Below are 24224 nucleotides of genomic sequence, written 5' to 3'. Positions count from 1 at the left end.
AGGCAGTAGTTAGTTTGATAGTTTGCTATATTCAGCTTACTATTTGCCTGTTTTCTTATCCAAAACTGAGGTTATATTAAGATTTATTAAGCGAAGGAAAAATAAAAATAGATGGGAAAACAACAACAAATAATCGTTATTGGTGCAGGAATTGGAGGCTTAACTGCTGGGGCATTACTAGCCCGTTATGGTTATGATGTTACCATATATGACCAAGCGATTATACCAGGTGGATGTGCTTCCACTTTTACTCGTAAAGGTTTTACTTTTGATGTTGGTGCAACTCAAGTGGCAGGTTTAGAAAAAGGCGGCATTCATCATCGTATTTTTCAAGAATTAGATATAGAATTGCCTTCAGCTACAGAATGTGATCCTGCTTGTGCAGTATTTTTACCCCAAGAAAAGCAACCAATCATGGTGTGGCGAAATCCTGACAAATGGCGTTTAGAGAGAGAAAAACAGTTTCCTAAAAGTCAAAGATTTTGGGCATTATTAAAAACTTTATTTGACGCTAGTTGGAATTTTCAAAGTCGAGATCCTATTTTACCACCACGCAACCTATGGGATTTATTGCAATTAATTCAAGCCTTGCGGTTAGATACTTTTGTCACTGTGCCTTTTACTTTAATGACGGTTGCTGATGCTTTACGTTTATGGGGATTGGGCGATGATAAACGTCTAAAAACTTTCCTTGATATGCAGTTAAAATTATATTCTCAAGTAGATACAGAAGAAACGGCTTTACTTTATGCGGCGACGGCTTTATCTGTATCTCAGTCTCCTCAAGGATTATATCATCTGAATGACAGTATGCAGGTGTTAAGCGATCGCCTTGTGGAAGGATTAGAAAAATTTGGTGGCAAATTATATATGCGTCATTTAGTGCAGAAAATCCATACGGAAAACGGCACAGTAACGGGAGTTACCATTAAAAATTTGAAAACAGGAGAAATAAGAGAAGAAAAAGCAACTCATGTTGTGGGTAATGTTACAGTAAATAACTTGGCAACTATGACAGAAAAAATCATCCCTAGTTATCGTCAAAGGGTAGAAAAATTGCCTCCTGCGTCTGGTGCATTTGTCATTTATTTAGGAGTTGATATAAGTGCCATTCCTGAAAATTGCCCTCCTCATCTTCAATTTTTGTATGATTATAACGGCGAAATTGGCGAGATGAATTCTTTATTTGTTTCTGTCAGTAAACAAGGAGATGGTAGAGCACCTGAAGGTAAAGCTACTATTATTGCTTCTTCTTTTACGGATGTTAACCGTTGGTGGAATATTCCTCTCGAAGATTATGAAGCACTCAAACAAGATTATACTGATAAAGCGATCGCTCGTTTAAAGGAATACTTTAACTTAACTTCTGAGACAATTATTCATCAAGAAGTTGCGACTCCCGTTACTTTTTATAAATATACAGCGAGGGAAAAAGGCATCGTTGGCGGTGTGGGGCAAAGAATAAATACATTTGGACCTTTTGGTGTTGCTACTCGCACTCCCATTAATAATTTATGGTTAGTAGGAGATTCAACTCATCCGGGAGAAGGCACGGCAGGAGTTAGTTATTCAGCTTTAACGGTGGTAAGACAGATAAAAAATCAATTTCAATGACACATATAGGTGGACAAGTGATAAGCTAAGACGGATTTAATTTACGGTGTTGCTGAAATAATGTAGGAAAGTTAAAAGTAGTTGACATGAAATAAAAAAATAAGAAATATTTTTAGCACAGGTTATAAAATTAGTTGTTATTTGTATTAATCTCTATAATTCATTCCCCGATTCAGCAACGCCAAGGATATTTTAGTAATTATTAATTCTTACAATAATGAAGTGATTTTTACCGAACTTTATGAACAAATACCTGAAGATGCCATTCTTTGGGAAAAAATTAAGGTTTTGTATTGTAAAGGTTATTTAAAAATAAAATTAGCAAAAAGATGAGCATCGGTAATTTTTATTATAAATATTTGTCAATTCTTTTATTTGGATCAGATTTGGTTGAATCGATATTTCCCTCTAAATCTGATTCTCCAAGATGTTTTTTCCCTTGACTATAAAAAACTTCTAAATGAGCCTTTTTTCCACAATGTAAATTATCTATATACCAATAATATGCTGTTTCTTTTTCTCGATAAATACTTCTACCATCATATTCACGTCCAATTTTCTCAAATCGACTAGAATTTTTTAATATTGTTTGATAATCAGCTGGTGGTGAAGAAGAAGACTCATCATACTGAAATTGACTTAATTTATAATTTTTTTCTAGCCAATTCTCCAATCCAGTTTTACTTTCTGTACTATCCAAGTAAGTTTTATTTCGTTCATCATTATTTTTGATAATTTGAATAGAACAACAATCATTAATATTCTGATGTAAAATCTTAAATTGAGAATCTTTAAAATTAATCAATAAATACTTTGAACCAACTGTTAATTGTCTTTCAGTAACTTCTGCTAATGATGTATTTTTGACATCTTCATAATCTTCACCATCAAAATAATCAAAATTATCCTCATCGAAATGAACTTGTTCCGTTTGCCAATCTTTAGGATTTGTTTTATTAAAGATAATATTTATAATGGCTCTTTTTAAACTTTTATCACTAATCTGATTAAAACTAGCTTGAAAATTCTTTCCTTTGATTGATTCATAATTTAACAGAACCTCAGTATAGTAAGTTTTTTTTGAGATATTTTCTTGTTTTAATGTATTAATTAACTCGAAAATACTTTTTAGAACTTTTAACGCAATTTCAAATTCTTGTTGAGTGGGATATTGCCCTTTTAAAGAAACTTCATTTATAAAGATTTCTATTTTTATCATCACTTTAAATTCCAAAAAGACGCTCAAAATCTTTATCCATTTGATCAAAAAATCCTTCAGGCCATTCTTCTATTTTTCCATCAGAATGTACAGGTATTTGCACAACTGATTCACCAATCTTTTGAGAAAAATATAAAATACTTAAATCTTCATGGCTTAAAATATTATCAAGAACAGCAATTCGTAATCCGTTTAAAATATGATCGCTATGAGATTCTATCAACACTTGTACACCACAACTACTAACTTTAGCTAAGAATTTCGCTAATTCAGATTGTGCTTTAGGATGTAAATGTGCTTCAGGATTTTCTACTATTAAAATCTCACCCTCTTGAGCGATAAGTCCAGAAACAATAATAGGTAAAATACAATGATAACCAAAACCGATATTAGCAGGACGAAAACGATCTTTTGATAAACTAGCATTCAACATCAATTCTAATACATTTGTGTCTGTTCCTGAAATTTCAACTTTTGCTCCACCAAAAATTTTATTGAGCCATTCTTCGGTTTGAATAATTAAAGTGTTTGCATCTTCCCCTAAATATAATTGATCATTCACTAATTCATCTTTTTTTCTGTAAAGTAAATTAGCAGTTAGTTCTCCTCTCAAACCAACATTAGGAAATTTAGGCAGAGTTGATTTAAAGTAAAAGTCTTGAGGACCTAATCTATCGGCTGATATATAATGAATTTTATTAAGATTAAATCGGATTGCTCCATCAATTTGAAATTCCCAATAATTTATATTTTCAGAAGATGGCTTAATTTTTCTGACAAAATTTTGAAATTGGTTAATAGGTATTTTAAAAGTTCTATTTGTTGCTGAATAAGGAAAAAAATTAGATAATCGAGAAACTGAATCCCTAGATTTTTCTTGGGATTCATAAGGTTCAAAAAGACTATGTTGTACAAAGTTAATTCTTGCTACAAAATTCTCTGTTTTAGTCAGTTTATATAATTCATCGATTTTAAATTTAAAATTTTGATTTTGAGTATCAAAAAAAACCCAAGTAACTTCTTCTTGAAGTTTAATTTGATTAAGTTGAGCAACCAGATCATCTACTGTATCTTCAATAAAAGAATAATCAACGATTCTATTAAATGTAGTTTCTGTATAATTATCGAATTGAAATTTATCATTAAAATAATACCTAAAAATAATTTGCTCTTGCGTTGACATCCCCGTGTTTCTAATTTCCTCAAATCTTCCTAAATTCAAACAATTTCCATTTAAAATTAATTGAGTTGTTTGTTGATCGTATTCAATTGATTGTCTCATTAAAAGTAAAGACTGAAGTAAAGTTGATTTTCCTCGTCCATTAATGCCTGTTAATAAAGTTAACTTTCCCAATGGAAAAACAGTTTTTTCTTTAAAACACTTAAAATTTTCTAATTCTATCCTTGTTAACATCGCTAAACATCTCCCAAAATTTTTTGTGCTAAATCAAATCTTCTCAGAACTATGTTTTTATTATCTCTAACTCGTTTAATAAAACCTACATATTCTTTATTTTCTCGCAACTTTAAAAAATTTCGTTTTATTGTTTCTTTATGCTGTTTTAAAAAATCATCACAATGAGTTGAAAAAAAGTAAGAAATAGACTCAAACATAATCATATTAACTCTGCCTCTATTTTTATCATTTGGTAAGCGGAAGTTTTCTTGACCAAAAAATTCATAAGTTAATTTCATTACTCGTTCAAAATCTTTACTTAATTCATTTATTTGATTATCTGACATTAAGTTGATTTTTTTCATCGCCTCCTCAATAAAATCACTCATATCACCTTGATAATCTTGATAATAATCAGATATTTTAAAAGCCAAATAACGCAAAATTAACTCTCTATCCTTCATTCTTTCTGGACTGAAGCCATTATCAATTGCTTGTTTAAAATATTCTTGTTCTGATAATTCTTTTAATAGCTTAGTTGACTTACCTACAAAAATACAATTTCTAATTTCTTGACGAATTAGCTTAGTACCTCCAGTATTAATTCTATTGAAAATGTCATAAACAACTTTTGAAGGTACAGAAGGTTGCATAACATATAAAGAAATTTTTTTGTCTTCTATTCTAGTTTGAAAATCTCCCTCTAGTTTTTTCAACTCAGAAAAGTTATGATCATTTAATCTTGGTAATGCTTCTAACCCAGTCAGTTTAAATTGATTATCTATAAATTCGCTAAGAGCTAAAGTTCTTTGTAATCCATCAACAATAATATATTTTCCATGTTTAGTTTGCTTGACATACCAATAAGGTAAAGGAAAATTGAGAATAATTGACTCGATAAATTTACTTTTTTGCTCTTGATTCCATATATTTGGATTTCTTTGAAATTCAGGATCAAGAATTATTTTCCCTTGATCACATCTTCTCTTTAATTGAAAGACAGTATAAGGATTTTCTCTAATATCTATATCCGCCTTTAAAGGATCGTAAGGATATAAACCACCATTATTTGTGTTGTATTCTTCAGGGTTATCTTCATCAGTTTCTATTACATCATTATCATAATTTGACTTTTTATCTTTCAAAGTTGTATTCATAAAATTTCTTGTTTAAGATTCATTTTTAATATATTGCAAAGTTTTTTTTGAAAGAATAAAAAATTACCCACTATTATATATAGTATGATGTTCTGTGGAGATGAATTACTTAACTTAAAATTTTATATCCTATAGGAAAACATCCTTAATATTTTGGCATATATATTTCAACAATTATATTTATTTTTCAATTTTTTTCGAGATAAACCTGTAGAAAAATTATTAGAAGAAAAAATAAAAGCTGAAGAAATAAATGATGATCAAATTAGATGAGTTATGAATAACATTTATAAAGTTTTTTAAGATAATTCGAGTTCTATTCTTATTTCTGTGAGTGGAGAATATCATCAACAGGGAAATGAAGAAAATCTGCTGGACATAACCTACAGATATTCAAAAGATAAATAACCAGATTTATTATGATAGATTTAATGGTAAATAATGATGGGGATATAGCATTATTAATGAGGATAGAAAATAGTAATGAATCCGATAAAAAAATATTTGTAGAATTGATACAAAAATATCAAGAAAACTTTCACTTTGATTTAGAAACTATATATTTAGAGGATAGTGCATTATATACCATTCCAGATTTAGCCGTGATGGAAAGAGAAAAAGTAAGATGATCAACAAGAGTACTATTGAATATAAAAAAAGGAAAAGAAGTGATGATAGAAATAGAAGAAAAACTAGGTCAAAAATCAGAACAATCAGGATATAAATATAGTGAAAAAAGAGTGAATTATTATGGAATAGAACAAAGATGGTTAATCACCGAAAGTGAAAAGAGAATTGCAAGTTTTTTCGGAGTTTGAGAATCATAGAGCTATAGACAAATCAATCCTGATTTATGAACAAGTTAAATTTAAACATAATTTAGTACATATTATTTCTTGTTAAAAGATTAATTAAAATTATATAAAAACTGCCTAATTTATATGTCACATTCTACTGTTATCTCTTCTGTCGATGCTGTTAACCTTCTCAAATCTACTTCAAACAGCGATATATCTTACCTAAAAAAAGAAGCCGATCGCCTTCGCCAAGAACAAGTGGGAGAAATAATAACTTATGTTATCAATAGAAATATAAATTTTACTAATATTTGTGAGCAACATTGTAGCTTTTGTGCCTTTAGACGAGACGCAAATCAAGAAGGGGCATTTTGGCTTAATTTAGAGGATATTTTAGCAAAATGTGTTTTAGCTGTGGAAAAAAAAGCTACAGAGATTTGTATGCAAGGAGGTTTAAATCCTCAAGCAAAAATAAACGGTAGTAGTCTTCAATATTATTTACAAATAGTCAAAGGGATAAAAGATAATTTCCCTCAATTACATTTACACGCTTTTTCTCCTCAAGAAATAGAATTTATCGCCCGTCAAGATGATTTAACCTATAGTGATGTCATTCTTGCCTTAAAAGATAATGGTGTTGGCTCGATGCCGGGTACTGCTTCTGAAATCTTAGATGATACGATAAGAAAAATTATCTGCCCTGAAAAGCTTAATAGTGAAACATGGTTAGAGATTGTCTCTACTGCTCATCGTTTAGGAATGCCAACTACCAGTACAATGTTATGTGGACATATCGAAACTCCTGAACAGCAAGTATCACACTTAAGTAAATTGAGAACACTACAGGAAACGGCTCTCGAAAAAAACTATCCTGCCAAAATCAGTGAATTTATTTTACTACCTTTTGTGGGAGAACAAGCACCAAAACCTTTAAGAAACCGTGTAGGAAGAGATCAACCTGATTTACAATCGAGTTTAAAGTTAACTGCCGTTGCCCGTTTATTTTTAGGGGATATAATTTCTAATCATCAACCAAGTTGGGTCAAATTAGGTTTAGATGGTGCATTACAGGCTTTACAATGGGGTTGTAACGATATTGGTGGTACTCTTATGGAAGAACATATTACCACCATGGCGGGGGCAAAAGGAGGCACTTGTTTAGAGGAAGAAACCATTAAAAATGCGATCACATCTATAAATCGTCCTTATCGTCAAAGAAACACTTTATATGATTTACTGGTATTCACTCCTAATACCTAATTATTGTTAACATAGATTAAGAAAATTTTTGGCATCTTGAGAATGAATCATTTTTTTTCAATCCCACAGATAAATATAAGTAAAATACAAAAAACCATTACTCTATTCATTGTCTCGGTTTTTTTAGTGGTTTTTCTTAACCCTCAGCAAGTAGTTAGTCAATCAGTCTTTCCCGAAATTCGAGGAGTTTGGTTGACAAAAAATGATACTGATATATTAATTGATCGAACTCAACTACAAAATAGTCTCAAAGAATTAGCGGATTTAAACTTCAATACTATTTATCCTGTGGTTTGGAATTCTGGTTATGTTTCTTATCCTAGTCAAGTAGGTGAAAGTGTTGGTATTCCACCTCTTGTGCGTTCTGATAATCATAATCAAAATGTAATTGCTGATATTGTTAGAGAAGGGCATTTGCAAGGATTATTAGTGATTCCTTGGTTTGAATTTGGTTTTATGACTCCACCATCTTCAGAATTAGCCATCAAAAATCCTCGATGGATCACAAATCGTCGAGATGGTAGTAAAATAGGCGATAGTGCGGGTGGCTCGGTAGTATGGCTGAATCCTTTTCATCCTCAAGTACAACAATTTATCACTGACTTAGTCTTAGAAGTCATTACTAAATATCCTGTGGATGGCATTCAATTTGATGATCATACCGTATTACCAAGAGATTTTGGTTATGATCCTTATACCGTAGCATTATATAAACAAGAAACTAAAAAAGATCCTCCTGCTAATCCTCAAGATGCAGATTGGGTAAAATGGCGTGCGGATAAAATTACTGATTTTATGGTTAGATTGAATAAATCTGTTAAAGAAAGAAAACCGAAAGCTATTTTTTCTGTAGCACCTAATCCTTACCATACAGCTTATAATTCTTTTTTACAAGATTGGCATCGATGGGTGAATCTCGGCATTGTTGATGAGTTGATTATACAAGTTTATCGCCCAGATTTGAACGCATTTGTCAAAGAATTAAATACTCCTCAAATACAATCTGCCAGACAAAAAATTCCTACTGGTGTGGCTATTTTAACAGGATTAAGAAATAAACCTAGTCCAATTACTCTGATTGAGGATAAAGTAAGACAGGCAAGACGATACCGTTTGGGAGTTGCTTTTTTTTATTATGAAACTCTCTGGCAAAATACATCTTCGGAAACTAATGATTTACGTAAGGCAGTTGTAAGAGCTTTATTTTTCGATCCTCAAAGCCGTATTTAGGTTGTAAGGCAAGGGGTTTAAACTCCTTGTTAAAATTAATAATTCGATATTTAAACTATGCTCAATACTCGCCACATTTGAATCATGATTTAAGTATAACATAAACATAAAAATGTCATTTAAATGTGTTTTAGCTTAACTTTAAAAATTTTACTTACATAGTGGGATTTTTATATCGATTACTTAATATTTTTCCATTTTTTCAGGAGATTAAGAATTAAATAATAAGCAACAAAACTAAAAAATACTCCTATTATAGCTGAACCTAATAATAAAGTAGCGGTTATTTCAGCACCTAAATCACTAATTTGTTTTAAAGAATCCCAACTAAATTCCATTTGGTTATTAGGAATAAAAATATTAACGATTAATTTACCTACTTGAAAATTAAATAAAAATAAAGGAACATAAGTAAAAGGATTACTAACCCATGTACCAATTACTGCTGTAAATTTATTCCCTTTAACTATAAAAGCAAAAATTATTGCCATGATAAACTGTAAGCCAATCAAGGGAAAACACCCTGCAAATACTCCCACAGCGAATCCTCTGGCTATTCTTTGAGGATGTTCTTTTAATCTTAGTAATCGTAATTTATAGTAGTGCCAATATCTTTGAATGGACGATGATTTCCTTTGCTTTTTTTTATGGTAATTACATCGAGTTTTGATCATATGATGAATTGTTTTATAAAAAGATATTGATGGAATAAGATTACTTACCTTAATTGGTAAATGTTAGATGGTTAATCCTTCGTTAAGATGTTATTTATCGCTAATTGTTCATTGTCAAAATTCGATACTGTATGAATATTACTCAAATTCCCCTTTTTCCTCCTCGTAGTTTAGAAGAATTAGTTACTGATATTGAAATTTTAACCGCTGAAATTCAAGAATTATACTGTCAAGATCATCTCCCTTGGATTATTGGCTATAGTGGCGGAAAAGATAGTTCTTGTATTGTACAGCTAATTTGGAATGCGATCGCCTCTTTACCCGTAGAAAAACGCCAGAAAAAAATTTATGTCATTACCACTGATACTCAAGTAGAAAATCCTATCGTTGCCCATTGGGTAAAAAGTTGTTTAAAACGCATGGAAATAGCTGCTAAAGAACAACAAATGCCCTTTGAGACTCATTTATTAACTCCTGCTGTCAAAGATACTTTTTGGGTGTGTTTAATGGGTAAAGGCTATCCCGCTCCTCGTCACGGATTTAGATGGTGCACCGACAGAATGAAAATTCAACCTGTGGATAATTACATTAGGGAGAGTGTTCGTAATCATGAAGAAATTATTCTTGTCTTGGGGGTTAGAAAAGCTGAGAGTGTTACTAGGGCAAAAAATATGGAAAAACACGCCAAAGGTCGATTTCGTGACCGTTTAAACCTTAATTCTCGTTTGCCTAACTCTTATATTTATACTCCAATTGAAGATTGGCGAACCGATGAAGTTTGGCTGTATTTATTACAGTGGAATAATCCTTGGGGTGGCGATAATCAAGATTTATTTCATATGTATAGAGGTGCAACGGCAGATAATGAATGTCCTTTGGTAGTAGATACTTCAACCCCTAGTTGTGGTGATTCTCGTTTTGGTTGTTGGGTATGTACCATGGTAAGTAAAGATAAATCAATGGAAGCGATGATTCAAAATGACGAAGAAAAAGAGTGGCTACAACCTTTATTAGATATTCGTAACGAATTGGATATTCGAGATGATCGAGATAAGCGAGATTTTCGTCGTATTTATGGAAAAGTAGAATTATTTGAACGTAATATTGATGGAGAAACTTCTATTGAGCCTATTCCAGGTCCTTATATTAAAAAATGGCGAGAATATTGGTTAAGAAAAGTATTAGAAGCGGAAGTTAGTATTAAAAAATTTGCCCCTCCGGAATTTCAAGATCTCAAATTAATCACTACGGAAGAATTAAGCGAAATTCGTCGTATTTGGTTAGAAGAAAAACACGAATTTGATGATAGTCTTCCTCAAATTTATCAAGAAGTTAAAGGAGAACAATTTATCGATCCTCGTATTGGTGCTGGAAACAACCTATTAGGTAGGGAAGAATGGGAAATTTTACAAGAATTATGTGAAGATGAAATGCAGTTGGAATTAATGACTCGATTACTTGATATTGAGCGTCAATTTTTTACAAAAGTTCGTCGTATCGGTATCTATCAAGCCTTAGAAAAATGCTTTGAAACCAGTTCTCGTTCTAAGGAAGAGGCTATCGCCAATGCCCACTATATTCGAGAAGTTAAAAACGCCGCTAAACAAGGTGATGTTAAAACTTTACAACAAAAGTTAACATGGGGAAACTTGAGATTTACTCAAAAATCGTCAAATGATTCAAGCCATCTATCGGACTCGAACCGATGACCTACTGATTACAAATCAGTTGCTCTACCAACTGAGCTAAGATGGCGATTATTCCAGCGAAAATTTTAAATTATTTTTAATTTGCATTTCACTGCCTTGACTATTATAACTAATCACCTTGGGATTTTGTCAAGGTTATTCTTACCACTTTTTCAAAATTTAGATCTGAATGGTATAAATTTGTTTTATTTGTTGATCATTCTTTTCTATGATGACAATAATTTTATCTTTACCTAAAGGAGCGATCGCCTTAATTGTTTTTTTTATATTTATTTCCCCTAAATAATGTCCTTCTAAATCTAAAAAAGCAATATTTCCTGAAGGATTAGCACAAAGAAAACCCCATGAGCTAGATAACCAAAAATCAGCTCTAAAATTCAGGGGAATACGGCGAACAGAGAAAGGTTCAAATTTAATTAAAACTAAATTATTGGTCTGCTTTTCTCTAGTTAAAAAAGTTTTTGGAATTGCTTGATGATGAATAAGATTGTGTAGAGGCAAAGAAACAGTATAAATATCTTGCCAACCACCACGACGATGAAAAAAGCGAAAAAATGTTTGATTTTTATCTATTTCCCATTGAGTGTAAATAACCACTCCATGATTATCATCAATAGGAATAATTTGCTTGGGTAAAAAATCTTTAATTAAAGGAGTAATAGGAGTTAAATTTTTTGTTTTAATAACTTGAAAACCTTGTTCATCATTGAAGATGGTACTAAGAGCAAACCATTTATAATTATTGGCTACCCCATAAGTTAAATATTCACTTTCAATATTAATTAATGTTTGAATACCACCACTTAAAGCATCACAATAAAATAAAGAATATTGGTGATAACTTGACAAATTGTGAGCAGAAACTATACATCCTGAATTGATAGTTTGTAAATCAAGAATTTGACGATTTAATTTATGTTTATTTATCGGTTTTATTGTTATTTGATTATTAATATCTTCTTCATAATTTTCAATAAATAAAGTTTCTAAGCTACATTCATAAATAAAGTTATTTTTAACAGTTAAAAAATTGATATTTTCTAATAATTCTTTTTCATAGTTTAAATAAATATTAACTATTTTTTCTGGAATTTGATCATACAAGGATTTATTTTTATCTGTTAATTCTAGGGTAGCTTTAAGAATTTCTGTTTTCATTTCTTGAGCAGTGCGAAAACGGTGTTGAGGTAGTTTTTGCAATGCTTCTTTTAAAATTAACCGTAAAGAAGGTGGTAAATTTTTGGGAAATATCGGTGCTTGATTAATGTGTCCTTTCATTATTTCACTAGGGCTACCATTAAAAGGACGATGACCCATTAACAATTCATATAAAATAATACCCATGGAATAAATATCGGAATTATAGGAATATTTACCATAAAATTGTTCAGGTGCCATATAAGCTGGAGAGCCAGTATCGCCAATTGTACTTATGTTTAGATCTTTATCTTCTAGTTCAATTTTAGCTACACCAAAATCAGAAATTTTTGCACACCAACCTTGAGGAGTTACACATAATAAGATATTTTCTGGCTTCAAATCTCGGTGAATAATACCCTCCAAATGAGCACAATTCAAACCTTCTAAAATATCCGTGCTAATTTTTAACTTTTGCTCAATGGTTAGATTAAATTTTGATTCTAGTAAGTCTCTTAAAGTACCTCCTTCACAATATTCTGTGATTAAATGTCGTCCGTGAGAATTATGCTCAATACCTTGACAACGAACAATATTACGATGTTCTAAACTAAGAAGAATACGCATTTCCCTTAAAAATTTTTTCGTAGAGAATTTTTGGGGATTAAATTCTTTTAATGCCACTAATTCCCCTGTTTGACGATGGATAGCAGTATATACTTTTCCAAACTGTCCTTCGCCCACCAAGCTTAATGATCTATAGTGAGAATCTTTCACAACTTTAATCTATATCAGTAAAAATAATGTGCTAAATCATACCATTTTTAATGGTATTGGTTGTTCATAAAAATTGGTCAATTATTTCAGTGACATTTAGGATAAAATCATACTGGTAACATCAAAAATTTTTAACCATTATGACAACTCCTGAATTAACCTCTGAAGATTTACAAACAGATTTTAATAATTTGGATTTACCCAGAAATAGCCATAAAGATGAAATTGAGACCGTTATCTATAGCTTAGAGCAAAATGACAGTGCTATGGTACAAGCCACAGAAGAAGGCTATATTTGGAAATTTCAATATGGTACAGTCGAAGTCTTTGTACAATTAACGGGGGAAAGTGACGAAGATTTATTAACAGTGTGGTCGGCTGTATTACCTTTACCTGTCAAAAATGAGCTAGAATTGTTTCGTACATTAATGGAATTGAATTGGAGCGGTACTTTTGAAACTTGCTTCTCGGTTTTTAATAATCAAGTAGTTATTTCTGCCCAACGAACTGTTTATGATCTTTCTCCAGCAGAAATTTCTCGTTTAATTACTTTAGTCGCCACCATAGCTGATGAATATGATGAAGTTTTACAGGCACAATACTTATAAGATTAATTCTCATTAATTCTTAAAAATTCTGTGATACCTCAGTGTAAAATTAAAGAAAAAATTTATTATTCTCGTTTTTGATTGTGACTTCATTCTCCCAAGCAGAATTTGAACAAAGATACCAAACAGGAAAATTAGCTTTTAATAATGGGCGTTATCGTCTGAGTATTGAACAATTAGAACAGGCTTCTCAACTCGTTTCCTCTAATTCTCGTCTTGAAGGGGAAGTCAAGTTTTGGCTGGTAAATGCTTATGAAGCCGCAGGAGAATCACAACAAGCGATCGCATTATGTGAAGAATTATGTACTCATCGTGACGGTGAAATAAAACGACAGGCTAAAGCGTTACTTTATATTATCAAAGCACCTAAACTAAAACGTCCTAAAGAATGGATGACAGAAATACCAGATTTGGTTAACTTATCTATCAGTGCCAGTCAATACGCTAAAGCAAGTACTCCAAATCGTAAAATAAAGCCAAAACGACAAATTGAGTTAGTAGATTTGAGTAAAGTCAATACTCAAGATAATCAATTTATTTGGTTAAGTCTTGGTATTGCTAGTTTAACGATTGTCAGTTTATTTATTATTTAATAATCAAAAACGATCAAAAAAATTCGTTACATAACCTAATTATGAGAACTATTATTTGTCAAAAAAAATCTTTTGAAAATGTAGAAGCTATTATTTTTGATAAAGATGGTACATTAGCTGATTCTGAGAGTTTTTTACGAGAATTAGCTTTTAAAAGGGCAAGATTAATTGATGCTCAAATACCCGGAATTTATGAACCTTTATTAATGGCTTTTGGTGTAGAAAATGATTATCTAAATCCCACTGGTTTAATGGCAGTGGGTAGTAATCGAGAAAATCAAATTGTCTCGGCTGGTTATATCGCTGAAACAGGAAGAAGTTGGTTTGAATCTTTGGCGATCGCAGAACAATGTTTTATCAACGCCGAAAAATCTTTTCCTAGTCGGGGTAAGACATCACCTTTATTTGCTGGAAGTCTTGAAGTGTTACAAACTTTAAAACAAGCAGGATTGAAAATAGCAATACTTTCCGCCGATACCACAGCAGGGGTGCAAGAATTTGTGATCAATCATCAATTAAATCCTTACATAGACTTAATCATGGGGGTTGACAGTGGCTTATCAAAACCTGATCCTCGTTTATATTTACAAGCCTGTGAGAAACTAGGGGTAAAACCTGAAAATAGTCTAATGATTGGTGATTCTCAAGGAGATATTTCCATGGCAAAAAATGCTCAAGCAGGGGGCGTAATCGGTATTTGCTGGAAATATTCCTCTGCACCTCATTTAGAAGTTGCCGATGTGGTTATTTCTGATTTGGCACAGATAAAACTATAGTAATCCTACCATAAGAGTTGTGATATTGTTATAGCTATCAGCTTTTAGGCATAAGCTAAAAGACATTTAATTAGTATTTTTTCAAATTACTAAAAAATAAAAAAACCCTTACCTATTGCAAGAGTGTTTATTCTTTTATTGCTTATTTCTCACTAATAAACTATTTCAGCAACTCCTAGATAGTTAACTGTTGATGTTGCCCCCATCTTTGACGATAAATTACTTCTAAATCACTTCCCGCTTTCCTAAAAATTCGTACTTGATTAAACCAAAAAGCTTGAAACAACCTATAAAATACTACACAAATAATTGCTACAATTAATCCTACTGCAGTAGAAATTAGTGATTCTCCAATGCCTTGAGTGACTCCTGAAGTAGCACCTGTACCTAAATCACTTAAAGAAATTGAACCCAAAGAAGTAATTAATCCTAATACTGTACCTAATAAGCCCAATAAAGGGGATAAAGCGATAACGCCCTCTAAAATTTTATCTCCTTTGCGCATTAAAGCTAACTCATCATCAGCTCCAGTTTCTAGGGCTAAATGAAATACTTCAGGATCGGGGTTATCTAATTGTAAAGGGGAATTTAAAAATTTGCCGAGGGGATGATTACGGTATCTGGAAGTTATTTCACCTGCTTTACCCCAATTAGTGGTAGCGGCATCCATAATATTGTTTAAAATTTGCTCTTCTTTGATGAGTACCTTTGACCAAAAGAATATACGCTCTATGATTGTACCTAAGGCAAGGATTGATAAAAATAACAGAGGCCAAATTGTTACGCCACCTTTTTCAATTAATTCTGCTAAAGTCACTGATTTTCACTCCTTTATCTAAATATTAACTTTCATTAACCAATTATCATTCATCAATGATCGATTATCAATCATGACACGAAATATTATAATTTCGGATTAGATCTTTATGGGAGTAATCAAATTAAATCTAACTTTATTTAATCATACCAAGAAATCTTAGCATTAGGAGCGAGTAAACCTTGTCCGTCTTCTTCCCAATAAAAATCGAGTAGGTAGTATAATTTAATAACTTCTTGTTCTGTAATTTTTTGATTCTTTACTTTTTCTAAAAAGGATTCCATAAAGTCAACGATAATAGACAATTCTTCTTTTGGCAAAGAGTCATTCAATTTGCTTAAAGTCTTTTTTGCATCTATAATGGTATCATTCTTTTCTTTTGGAAGAGGAGTTGATTTTCTTAAGGGATCTCTCGTTACAGCCGCAATTCCTTGAGTAACAGCTTGTCTGATTTGTAATTTTAATTGCACTACTGCCCTTGCAGTCTGTTTATGAATACCTTCTTTTGAGGAAGCATATAGACTAGGTAATCGATTCAGGGCAAATGTAGCAACTTCTACTAAATTTAAGGAATTACGTACACTTGCCAAGGATTTATTATGAGTTAATTGATATTGAATTTCTTCATCTACCAGAATTTCCATTACATTTTTATAAGGTTTTTTTTCGTGTAACATAGCAATTTTTTTGACAATAAATAATATATAAATTCTTGTGACTGAATGAATGTGTAATTTAGTGAAAGTAGGGAATTAAATTATCCTATTATTGATCCCTACATTGATTATGACTCAATTATCAATTGTTCTAGTTTCTCATTATGTATTATTTTTTAAGATGTCTGAGAAAATTTCTACCACTTTTTCTATCATTATTTCTTGAGATTCTTTTGTCTTCCTTGTTACTAATTCTACTTTACCCTCTTTTAATGATCTGCCTGTAACGATACGGTAAGGAATCCCAATTAAATCAGCGTCTTTAAATTTTACCCCTGCTCGTTCGTCTCTGTCATCTAATAAGGCTTCAATTCCTGCTTGATTCAATTCTTGATATAGTTTTTCAGCAATTTTCATTTGCTCTTGGTCAGTAATATTTGGCACGACTATGATAACATGATAAGGTGCGATCGCCATAGGCCACATTATACCATCTTTATCATGACATTGTTCTACGGCTGACTGTGCTAAACGAGATACCCCAATACCATAACATCCCATTACAAAAGGCTTTTCTGTGCCGTCTTCAGCAGTATAAGTAGCATTCATCGCTTCGGAGTATTTTGTGCCTAATTGGAAAATATGCCCTACTTCAATGCCTCTGGCAGTTTGTAGTGTCTGATGGGGATTATGAATTGCACGATCGCCAACTTGAGCCTTGCGAATATCAACAATTAGGTTAGGCAAAGTAAACTCCTTACCCCAATTTCCACCAGTAACATGATAATCAGATTCATCAGCACCTGTGACAAAATTTTCTAAATCGATAACGGTTTTATCCGCCATTCTTAAAAAATTGCCTTCTACTTGGTCAGATTTCGCAATATAATCATCACTTAAATTAGGAGAAATATAACCTAAAGGTAAAGGATTCGTTGCCCATTTTTGTTGTGCATTTTGATCAGGAACTGTTAAACTAAGAATGGTTTTAGCTTGATAATTAGGGGCTAATTTTACCAATTCATTATTTAATTTAACTTCATTAATATCTTGATCTCCTCTAATATTTACTAAAATTAAAACTGTTTTTCCTGAATCATAGACAGCTTGATATAAAATATTTTTAACAATATTAGTTGCTGAACATCCTAAAAATTTTGTTACTTTAGCAATAGTTTCAGTATTAGGAGTTGCTTTTTTTTGGTAACTGTTAAAAGGAGATAAAATTCCATCAGCAGGTAAAGAAACTGCTTTTTCGACGTTTGCCGCATATTTGCCATCATCAGTATAAACAATATCATCTTCTCCTGCTTCTGCCAACACCATAAACTCCTGAGATCCAGATCCACCAATCGCTCCAGAATCTGCGTCCACAGCCCGAAAACTCAAACCACAACGGCTAAAAATATTGCGATAGGCTTTATCCATATCTTGATAAGTTTTTTTTAAACTTTCAACGCTACTATGAAAAGAATAGCCATCTTTCATAATAAACTCTCTACCACGCATCAAACCGAAACGAGGACGAATTTCATCTCTAAATTTAGTTTGAATTTGATATAAATGTGTCGGTAACTGACGATAAGATTTTATCATATCTTTGGCGATCGCTGTGATAACTTCTTCATGGGTAGGTCCTAAACCTAATTCTCGTTGTTGCCTATCTACCAAAGAAAACATAATACCTTCAGCTTTAGTATAAGTCTCCCATCGCCCTGATTCTTGCCATAATTCTGCTGGTTGAATTTGGGGTAATAAACATTCTTGAGCCCCTGTTATATTCATCTCTTCTCGAACAATTTGAGATACTTTTTGCAATACACGCCACATCAAAGGAAGATACGCATAAACACCGCTACCGATACGACGAATGTAACCTGCTCGTAATAATAATTTATGACTTTTAATTTCTGCCTCTGCGGGATCTTCACGCAAAGTTACTGATAACATTTGAGATAAACGCATAATCTAAAATTCAGATAAGCTGACAACCTTTCATTATAACGATAAAAGGCGAGACTATTTTCATAGATGAAACTTTTGATTTTATGAAATCTTCTACTATAATAGTTATAAAATTTGGTATAAAATTAGACTTTAAAAACTATTAAAATTATAAAAAATATGTTAAGAAAAATAAGAAATTTTATCGATATATTTTTTAATAAATCAAGAAATATTAATAATGAACCAGTTAATAAAGTTAGTTTAACCGTTATTATTATCATCGATTTATTTATTCTGATTAATGTTTTTTCAGGATTAGATAGTATTAGTCAATGGTATTTAAGTCCTTCTCAAGCCTATCCTTGTTATGATCAATGGCAAAGTTATCAACAAAATAAAAATCAAGATCGAGATTTTCAAATAGTCAGCGAAGCCTTAAATACAATTCCTAATATACCTCAAAGTTATGACCAATCTGCAGAAGGACATTTAGGAAAAGTATCCCCAATTTGTCTCGATTTTCAGGCTATTAATAAAAAAATAAATCAACCCAATAATAAAGTAATTTTAAAATCTATAGAAGATAAACAAAGACAAGTTACTTCCTTAGAAGAGAAAAATAGTACTATTCGCAGTCAATATGATTCTACATTACTAGAAAAAATAGCAGGTCAACCTAGTAATTTATCGATTAATCAAATAGAAGCCCAAAAAGCAAAACAAGAATTAGATAAAAATAATCTCAACATCAGTAATCTGAAAACAGAAATTAAAGAATTAAAACAACAATTATTATCCACGGGTGAAAGCGTAGAATTTCTTTCTTTATTAAATTCAGAGACTAAATTTAAGGAAGTTAAACAAGGTTATGAAAAAGCCTTATTTTGGTATCCTAGTATCCAAATAATATTTCAACTAATTTTCTTATTACCTTTAATATTTATTAGTTTATTAGTACATAAATTAGCCATCGAAAAAGGATACGGTTTACTTAGTTTAATGAGTTGGCATTTATTGGTAATATTTTTTATTCCTTTACTAATTAAAATATTTCAATTTTTACAAATAGGAGTTATTTTTGAATTTCTCTTTGATATTATTAGCGTTATTTTTGGTGGATTGTTATTCTTAGTCAATTATTTATATATCTTTTTAATTCCTGCCATTGGATTTGGTATTATCAAATTTTTTCAACAAATTGTTTTTAATCCTAAAAGTCAAGCTAGTAAAAGAGTCGAAAAATCTCGTTGTTTAAGTTGCGGAAAAAAAATTCATCATGATCATTTACATTGTCCCCATTGTGGCTATAGTCAATATTTAGAATGTCATAATTGTCATAATTTAACTTATAAATTGATGCCTTATTGCTCACATTGCGGTACTGTTCAAAACAGAGATATTTCCTAAATATTTGTCTTTCAGAGTAAGAGAAAAAATAGCGTAATTATTTATGGTATAACTTTTCTACCTTTTTAACATATTCAGCAGTAGTTCCACTTTTGCAACCATTATAATTACCAGTCATCCACCAACAAGCTGTATTACGAATAGTTTGAGTTTCATTTTGATTAGTTTGTTTCCATTGTTGATTTAATTCCCTTTGTGCGATACAAGTAACGGTTTTTTGGGCAGCAGTTTTGTCAGCATCAAAACCATTAGGAGTCAATTCCTTTCCTAAACATTCTTTTGTCCAACTAGGTATAATGTTAGGTAATACTTGCCAGGGGCTATACATTCCATCGTTAGGTTTATTGGGGGGGGCGGCTAATTTTAGTGCTTCAACAAAGGCTTTTACTTTGGATTCGCTAATATCAGCTTTTGCGGGTAAAGGGATTAACCCACAGACAGTTATTGCTATACCAATAAATAAAGATTGAATAAATTTTGATGAATTCATATTGAATTATATTTTAAATTTGACCATTATATTTTAACAATTCTTCCTATTATCTCCTGTTTCCTATGTTCTCTTTTTACCGATAATTTTATAGTTCACGGATGGTAGAGTATAATAGCCTTATATTTATTAACGTCTATCTCAATAATTATCACTCTATGACAGAAAATAACAATCCCCTCAGTGTAGAAGAAAAAGAAAACATCATGACATCTTTGTTACATAAAGAAGGTTGTTGGGTAGATTGGGGAAAAGCCTGTCAAAGATTGCAACAGGGAGGAATTAATAGTCAGGAAATTTTTGAAGGCACAGGATTACAAACCAGTCAACAAAATTTAGTCATCGTTGGGGCACAAGTTTACGATAGTTTAGTTAAAGGTGAAGCACAAGAAGATTTATTAAGTTATTATCAAGGACCTCGCAGTGATGTATTATACGAATTAAGAATTTTAAATCACCAAGAAAGACTTTCAGCCGCTATTCTAGCCAAAGAAAAACAATTAGACGTAGATGGTGCAAAAGAAATAGCCAAAGCCATTAAACATTTTTCTCATCTTTCTCAACCGCCAACAGGTTTTACTCTTCACCCTGGGGATGCCGTAGCTTATCAACATTGGAAAAATGCTCGTCAGAAAAAAACTTTAGCTGATAAAGCCCGATTAATTGCCGAAGGTTTAAAATTTGCCCATTCTGAGACGGCTAGAAAACAAATTGAGCATTTATTAACAGAAGCGGCTACTTCTACTTCTACACAAAACGCTCCTTTATTACCTATTTATCGTTTTGAAAGTGACGAACAATTACCTTACATTTTACCTGTGGCTGGTACTTTGCCTCTCACATCTTCAGATTTAGAAAATATACCTATTTTTGAAAAGATCGAACCTTATGGAATACTTAAAATTAACAAAGAGATTGATATAGTTTCTATTCCTAGTTGGCAAGTCATTCTAAAAGCAAAACATCCTGTAGTTATTTTTTGTCAAAGTGAAGATTTACCAAAACAAACTACGACAAAATCAGAACAATTATTAGTGGTAATTGATTTAGATGTTAAGGAATGGAATATTAGTAATTACTGTTTAGTAGAAGAAAACGGAAAACTAAAATTAAACTGGTTTCAATCTAATCCTGATTGTCAAATTTTGGGACAATTACTATTGATTTTACGACCTAAAAAAATTCTTGATGAAGATAATTTAACTCAACCTTGGCAAATGGACGATTAAAACAACCTGATTTTGACAGAAGAAAACTGATGAAGGCAAGACAGGGATAGAGAATAAAATGTACAATGAAATTTATTGAGAGTAAAATAGCACAACAAAATAAGATAAAAATATGTCCCCAACCTTATTAATTTCCCGTGAAATACCAAATCTATCCTATCATCCTACTATTGATCAATTTGATTTAACTTGGGAGAAACCCCTCTCTACATTATTGGGTATGGGAAGGGCAGCCGGTGCTGATTTTGTCGAGTTTTTCCTCGAAAAAGCTAATTATATTAGTTGTTTAGCAGAAGATGATACTATCACTAGCATAACTCCTCGATTATCAACGGGGGCAGGTGTTAGAGTTTTTCGTGGCAAACAAGACTGTTATGTTAGTACAAACAATTTAACTTTTTCGGGATTAAAACAAGCCTTAGAAAAAGCATTATCTATTTTAGGTTTACATTTACCTCAGGGGAGTGCATTTATTCCAGAAATTAACCTTGAAATGTTTCGAGATTATGCCATCGCTAAAAATAAAGATACATGGTTAAGTAAATGTAGCAATATGCAAGAAATGGGTGAAATTTTGCTATCTGCTAACCATAAATTAAATCAAAAAGCCAATCATGTCCAATCTCGTCGAGCCACTTATTTTCGTGATTGGCAAGAAGTTTTAGTGGCTTCTAGTGATGGTATATTTGCTCGTGATATACGTTTAACCCAATCTGTCGGCTATAATCTTTTATGTGCAGATGGAGAACACAGATCATCTATTGGTAAAAGAGACGGTGATACTAGCAACCCTGACTTTTTAAGGAAATGGAATTATGAAACTGTAGCGGAAGAAGTTGCCGAATCTGCAGGAAAAATGTTATACGCTGACTATGTAGAATCAGGACAATATCCTGTTATCATGGCAAATCAATTCGGCGGTGTAATCTTTCATGAAGCCTGTGGTCATTTACTCGAAACCACTCAAATTGAAAGAAAAAGTACACCCTTTATAGATAAGAAAGGCGAAAAAATTGCCCATGAAAATTTGACGGCATGGGATGAAGGATTATCAGAAAACGCTTTCGGAAGTATAGATATGGATGATGAAGGAATGCCACCACAACGCACTCTTTTAATCGAGAATGGCATTCTCAAAAACTTTATCGCAGATCGAGCTGGTTCAATACGTACAGGACATCCTCGCACAGGTAGTGGCAGAAGACAGAGCTACAGTTTTGCCGCAGCTTCTCGTATGCGCAATACTTACATTGACTGTGGTCAATACACTCTCGATGAAGTATTTAATTCTGTCGATAAAGGCATCTACTGTAAAAAAATGGGGGGAGGAAGCGTTGGCCCCACAGGGGAGTTTAACTTCGGCGTTGATGAAGCCTATCTCGTTGAAAATGGTAAAATCACTAAACCATTAAAAGGGGCTACTCTTATTGGCACTGCGAAAGAAATTATGACAAAAATTTCTATGTCATCCCAAGATTTAGGATTAGCCGCGGGTTTTTGTGGTTCAGTGAGTGGTAGTGTTTATGTAACTGTTGGACAACCTCATATCAAAGTTGATTCCATAACCGTTGGCGGAAGATAAGTAAACAATTAACGATTAACAATTAATGATTGTCGTTACCTATTCTTTCGCTTCCGTCAAGAAATTCTAATCAAGAATGTTTCCAAACCCACCATCAAAAAAAACAAATTTTTTACAGACACTAAGACAATCAAATTTAATGGCATGGTTATTTTTAGCACCAGCATTAATATTACTGACAATATTTTTATTTGCCCCAATTCTATCCCTTCTCTATATCAGTTTCACTAATGGTAATTTAGTCAGCAGTAGATGGATTGGTTTAGCAAATTACAAGAGATTACTTATCGATGCAGACTTTAAACAAATTATCTTCAATACTCTTTATTTTGCCATCGCCACTATCATTCCTAGTATCATTATCCCTTTATTTTTAAGCATTTTAGTCAACCAAAAAATAATACTCAGAGAATTTTTCCGCACCGCTTATTTTATACCTAGTATTACCTCATTAGTGGCGATGGGATTAGGATTTCGCTGGTTATTCCAAAATAATGGACCAATTAACGATTTATTATCACAATTACATATAAATCCTATTCCTTGGTTAAATAGCACCACTTGGGCAATGCCAATACTCATAATTTTCAGTACATGGAGACAAATTGGCTTTAACTTAGTTGTCTTTTTAGCTGGATTACAAGCCATTCCCCAAAATCGTTATGAAGCCGCCGAATTAGATGGAGCAGATTTTTGGCAAAAATTTTACTATATTACTCTGCCTGGATTACAATCTACTCTAATATTTGCTACTATAACTACTGCTATTTTTACATTTCGCTCTTTTGAACAAGTATATATCATCACCAACGGTGGACCATCAAACTCCACCAATTTACTCTCTTACTATATGTATGAACAAGCATTTCGCCAATTCAACTTTGGCTACGCAGCCGCCAGTACAAGTATTTTATTAATCATCGCCCTTATTCTCGTAACAATTCAACTAACAATATGGCGAGATTAACTGTATGGGGTAGCTCAAAGTTGAAAAATCGAAAAACGAGCCAAAAATGATAAAAGTAGAGTGGAGATTGCTTATCAAAACGTAAATTACCTTTTTAAAATCTGTAAAGCTTAGTATCAAAAGTATTTATCCCGTTAAAAGCATCCTTGAAAAAAATATTTAAAAAAAGAGTTGCAGATTCT

Annotated in this window: 23 protein-coding genes and 1 tRNA gene; 14 read left to right on the top strand and 10 right to left on the bottom strand. The window is 32.0% G+C overall.

What is annotated here, in order from left to right:
- Positions 1-111 precede the first annotated feature (111 nt).
- Positions 112-1614, top strand: a complete 1503-nt coding sequence (crtD, locus tag GM3708_RS00110) for a C-3',4' desaturase CrtD (RefSeq protein ID WP_066342775.1) — start codon at positions 112-114, stop codon at positions 1612-1614.
- Positions 1615-1963: 349 nt separating this feature from the next.
- On the opposite strand, the gene GM3708_RS19120 is transcribed toward crtD, so the two are convergent.
- From GM3708_RS19120 to GM3708_RS00095, 3 genes are read right to left on the bottom strand one after another with little or no spacing between them, the layout of a single operon-like run.
- On the bottom strand, positions 1964-2833 hold the full coding sequence (locus GM3708_RS19120; protein WP_231933001.1) for a hypothetical protein: 870 nt from the start codon (positions 2831-2833) through the stop codon (positions 1964-1966).
- A 4-nt stretch (positions 2834-2837) separates the two neighbouring features.
- Positions 2838-4247 carry a DUF3696 domain-containing protein gene (locus GM3708_RS00100; RefSeq protein ID WP_066342774.1) on the bottom strand — a complete coding sequence of 470 codons (1410 nt, stop codon included), beginning with the start codon at positions 4245-4247 and terminating at the stop codon, positions 2838-2840.
- Positions 4248-4249: 2 nt separating this feature from the next.
- On the bottom strand, positions 4250-5386 hold the full coding sequence (locus tag GM3708_RS00095; protein WP_066342772.1) for a DUF262 domain-containing protein: 1137 nt from the start codon (positions 5384-5386) through the stop codon (positions 4250-4252).
- A 153-nt stretch (positions 5387-5539) separates the two neighbouring features.
- Here GM3708_RS00095 and GM3708_RS17670 point away from each other — a divergent pair, with 153 nt between their 5' ends.
- The 5 genes from GM3708_RS17670 to GM3708_RS00080 all read left to right on the top strand — a co-directional run bounded on the left by GM3708_RS17670 (position 5540) and on the right by GM3708_RS00080 (position 8673).
- Complete coding sequence (locus GM3708_RS17670) at positions 5540-5659, top strand: DUF4277 domain-containing protein (protein WP_158505841.1); 120 nt, start codon at positions 5540-5542, stop codon at positions 5657-5659.
- A 146-nt stretch (positions 5660-5805) separates the two neighbouring features.
- Positions 5806-6015 (top strand): hypothetical protein, encoded by a 210-nt coding sequence (locus tag GM3708_RS00090; RefSeq protein WP_066342770.1) that lies wholly within the window; start codon positions 5806-5808, stop codon positions 6013-6015.
- Positions 6016-6057: 42 nt separating this feature from the next.
- Positions 6058-6204, top strand: a complete 147-nt coding sequence (locus tag GM3708_RS18625; protein WP_158505840.1) for a hypothetical protein — start codon at positions 6058-6060, stop codon at positions 6202-6204.
- Positions 6205-6327: 123 nt separating this feature from the next.
- On the top strand, positions 6328-7443 hold the full coding sequence (gene cofH / locus GM3708_RS00085; protein WP_066342769.1) for a 7,8-didemethyl-8-hydroxy-5-deazariboflavin synthase subunit CofH: 1116 nt from the start codon (positions 6328-6330) through the stop codon (positions 7441-7443).
- Positions 7444-7485: 42 nt separating this feature from the next.
- Positions 7486-8673, top strand: a complete 1188-nt coding sequence (locus GM3708_RS00080) for a glycoside hydrolase family 10 protein (protein WP_066342767.1) — start codon at positions 7486-7488, stop codon at positions 8671-8673.
- Positions 8674-8852: 179 nt separating this feature from the next.
- Here the strand turns inward: GM3708_RS00080 and GM3708_RS00075 are convergent, their stop codons facing one another.
- Complete coding sequence (locus GM3708_RS00075; RefSeq protein ID WP_066342765.1) at positions 8853-9347, bottom strand: DUF2062 domain-containing protein; 495 nt, start codon at positions 9345-9347, stop codon at positions 8853-8855.
- Positions 9348-9478: 131 nt separating this feature from the next.
- Here GM3708_RS00075 and dndC point away from each other — a divergent pair, with 131 nt between their 5' ends.
- Positions 9479-11056 (top strand): DNA phosphorothioation system sulfurtransferase DndC, encoded by a 1578-nt coding sequence (gene dndC, locus GM3708_RS00070; protein ID WP_071827544.1) that lies wholly within the window; start codon positions 9479-9481, stop codon positions 11054-11056.
- Here dndC and GM3708_RS00065 read toward each other — a convergent pair.
- Positions 11030-11102 (bottom strand) — tRNA-Thr (locus GM3708_RS00065). The two genes, dndC and GM3708_RS00065, sit on opposite strands and share 27 nt — an antisense overlap.
- Before the next feature lie 113 nt (positions 11103-11215).
- Positions 11216-12970 carry a serine/threonine-protein kinase gene (locus tag GM3708_RS00060; protein WP_066342763.1) on the bottom strand — a complete coding sequence of 585 codons (1755 nt, stop codon included), beginning with the start codon at positions 12968-12970 and terminating at the stop codon, positions 11216-11218.
- A gap of 140 nt (positions 12971-13110) precedes the next feature.
- Between GM3708_RS00060 and GM3708_RS00055 the strand changes: the two genes are divergently transcribed.
- The 3 genes from GM3708_RS00055 to GM3708_RS00045 all read left to right on the top strand — a co-directional run bounded on the left by GM3708_RS00055 (position 13111) and on the right by GM3708_RS00045 (position 14947).
- Positions 13111-13578, top strand: a complete 468-nt coding sequence (locus GM3708_RS00055) for a YbjN domain-containing protein (protein WP_066342761.1) — start codon at positions 13111-13113, stop codon at positions 13576-13578.
- Between the two features lie 83 nt (positions 13579-13661).
- Entirely contained in the window at positions 13662-14171 is a 510-nt protein-coding gene (locus GM3708_RS00050) for a tetratricopeptide repeat protein (RefSeq protein ID WP_066342759.1), read from the top strand.
- 41 nt (positions 14172-14212) lie between these two features.
- Entirely contained in the window at positions 14213-14947 is a 735-nt protein-coding gene (locus GM3708_RS00045) for an HAD family hydrolase (protein WP_066342754.1), read from the top strand.
- Positions 14948-15122: 175 nt separating this feature from the next.
- Here GM3708_RS00045 and GM3708_RS00040 read toward each other — a convergent pair whose 3' ends face one another.
- The 3 genes from GM3708_RS00040 to proS form a co-directional block, all read right to left on the bottom strand.
- Positions 15123-15764: a MotA/TolQ/ExbB proton channel family protein gene (locus GM3708_RS00040; protein ID WP_066342750.1), complete on the bottom strand. Its 642-nt coding sequence runs from the start codon at positions 15762-15764 to the stop codon at positions 15123-15125.
- Between the two features lie 140 nt (positions 15765-15904).
- The gene (locus tag GM3708_RS00035) at positions 15905-16441 is read right to left on the bottom strand and encodes a late competence development ComFB family protein (protein ID WP_066342748.1); all 537 of its coding nucleotides are present in this window, start codon (positions 16439-16441) and stop codon (positions 15905-15907) included.
- A gap of 141 nt (positions 16442-16582) precedes the next feature.
- The gene (gene proS, locus GM3708_RS00030) at positions 16583-18385 is read right to left on the bottom strand and encodes a proline--tRNA ligase (RefSeq protein ID WP_066342746.1); all 1803 of its coding nucleotides are present in this window, start codon (positions 18383-18385) and stop codon (positions 16583-16585) included.
- A 159-nt stretch (positions 18386-18544) separates the two neighbouring features.
- Between proS and GM3708_RS00025 the strand changes: the two genes are divergently transcribed.
- Complete coding sequence (locus tag GM3708_RS00025) at positions 18545-19774, top strand: hypothetical protein (RefSeq protein WP_066342745.1); 1230 nt, start codon at positions 18545-18547, stop codon at positions 19772-19774.
- Between the two features lie 37 nt (positions 19775-19811).
- Here the strand turns inward: GM3708_RS00025 and GM3708_RS00020 are convergent, their stop codons facing one another.
- Positions 19812-20264 (bottom strand): hypothetical protein, encoded by a 453-nt coding sequence (locus GM3708_RS00020; RefSeq protein WP_066342743.1) that lies wholly within the window; start codon positions 20262-20264, stop codon positions 19812-19814.
- 158 nt (positions 20265-20422) lie between these two features.
- Between GM3708_RS00020 and GM3708_RS00015 the strand changes: the two genes are divergently transcribed.
- From GM3708_RS00015 to GM3708_RS00005, 3 genes are all read left to right on the top strand, one after another.
- Complete coding sequence (locus tag GM3708_RS00015) at positions 20423-21493, top strand: RuBisCO accumulation factor 1 (RefSeq protein WP_066342741.1); 1071 nt, start codon at positions 20423-20425, stop codon at positions 21491-21493.
- A gap of 112 nt (positions 21494-21605) precedes the next feature.
- The gene (locus GM3708_RS00010) at positions 21606-23075 is read left to right on the top strand and encodes a TldD/PmbA family protein (protein ID WP_066342738.1); all 1470 of its coding nucleotides are present in this window, start codon (positions 21606-21608) and stop codon (positions 23073-23075) included.
- A 76-nt stretch (positions 23076-23151) separates the two neighbouring features.
- Positions 23152-24042 (top strand): carbohydrate ABC transporter permease, encoded by an 891-nt coding sequence (locus GM3708_RS00005; protein ID WP_066342733.1) that lies wholly within the window; start codon positions 23152-23154, stop codon positions 24040-24042.
- Positions 24043-24224: the final 182 nt, after the last annotated feature.

The organism is Geminocystis sp. NIES-3708, assembly GCF_001548095.1.
Classification (GTDB): domain Bacteria; phylum Cyanobacteriota; class Cyanobacteriia; order Cyanobacteriales; family Cyanobacteriaceae; genus Geminocystis.
This window is presented reverse-complemented; position numbering and strand designations above follow the sequence as displayed.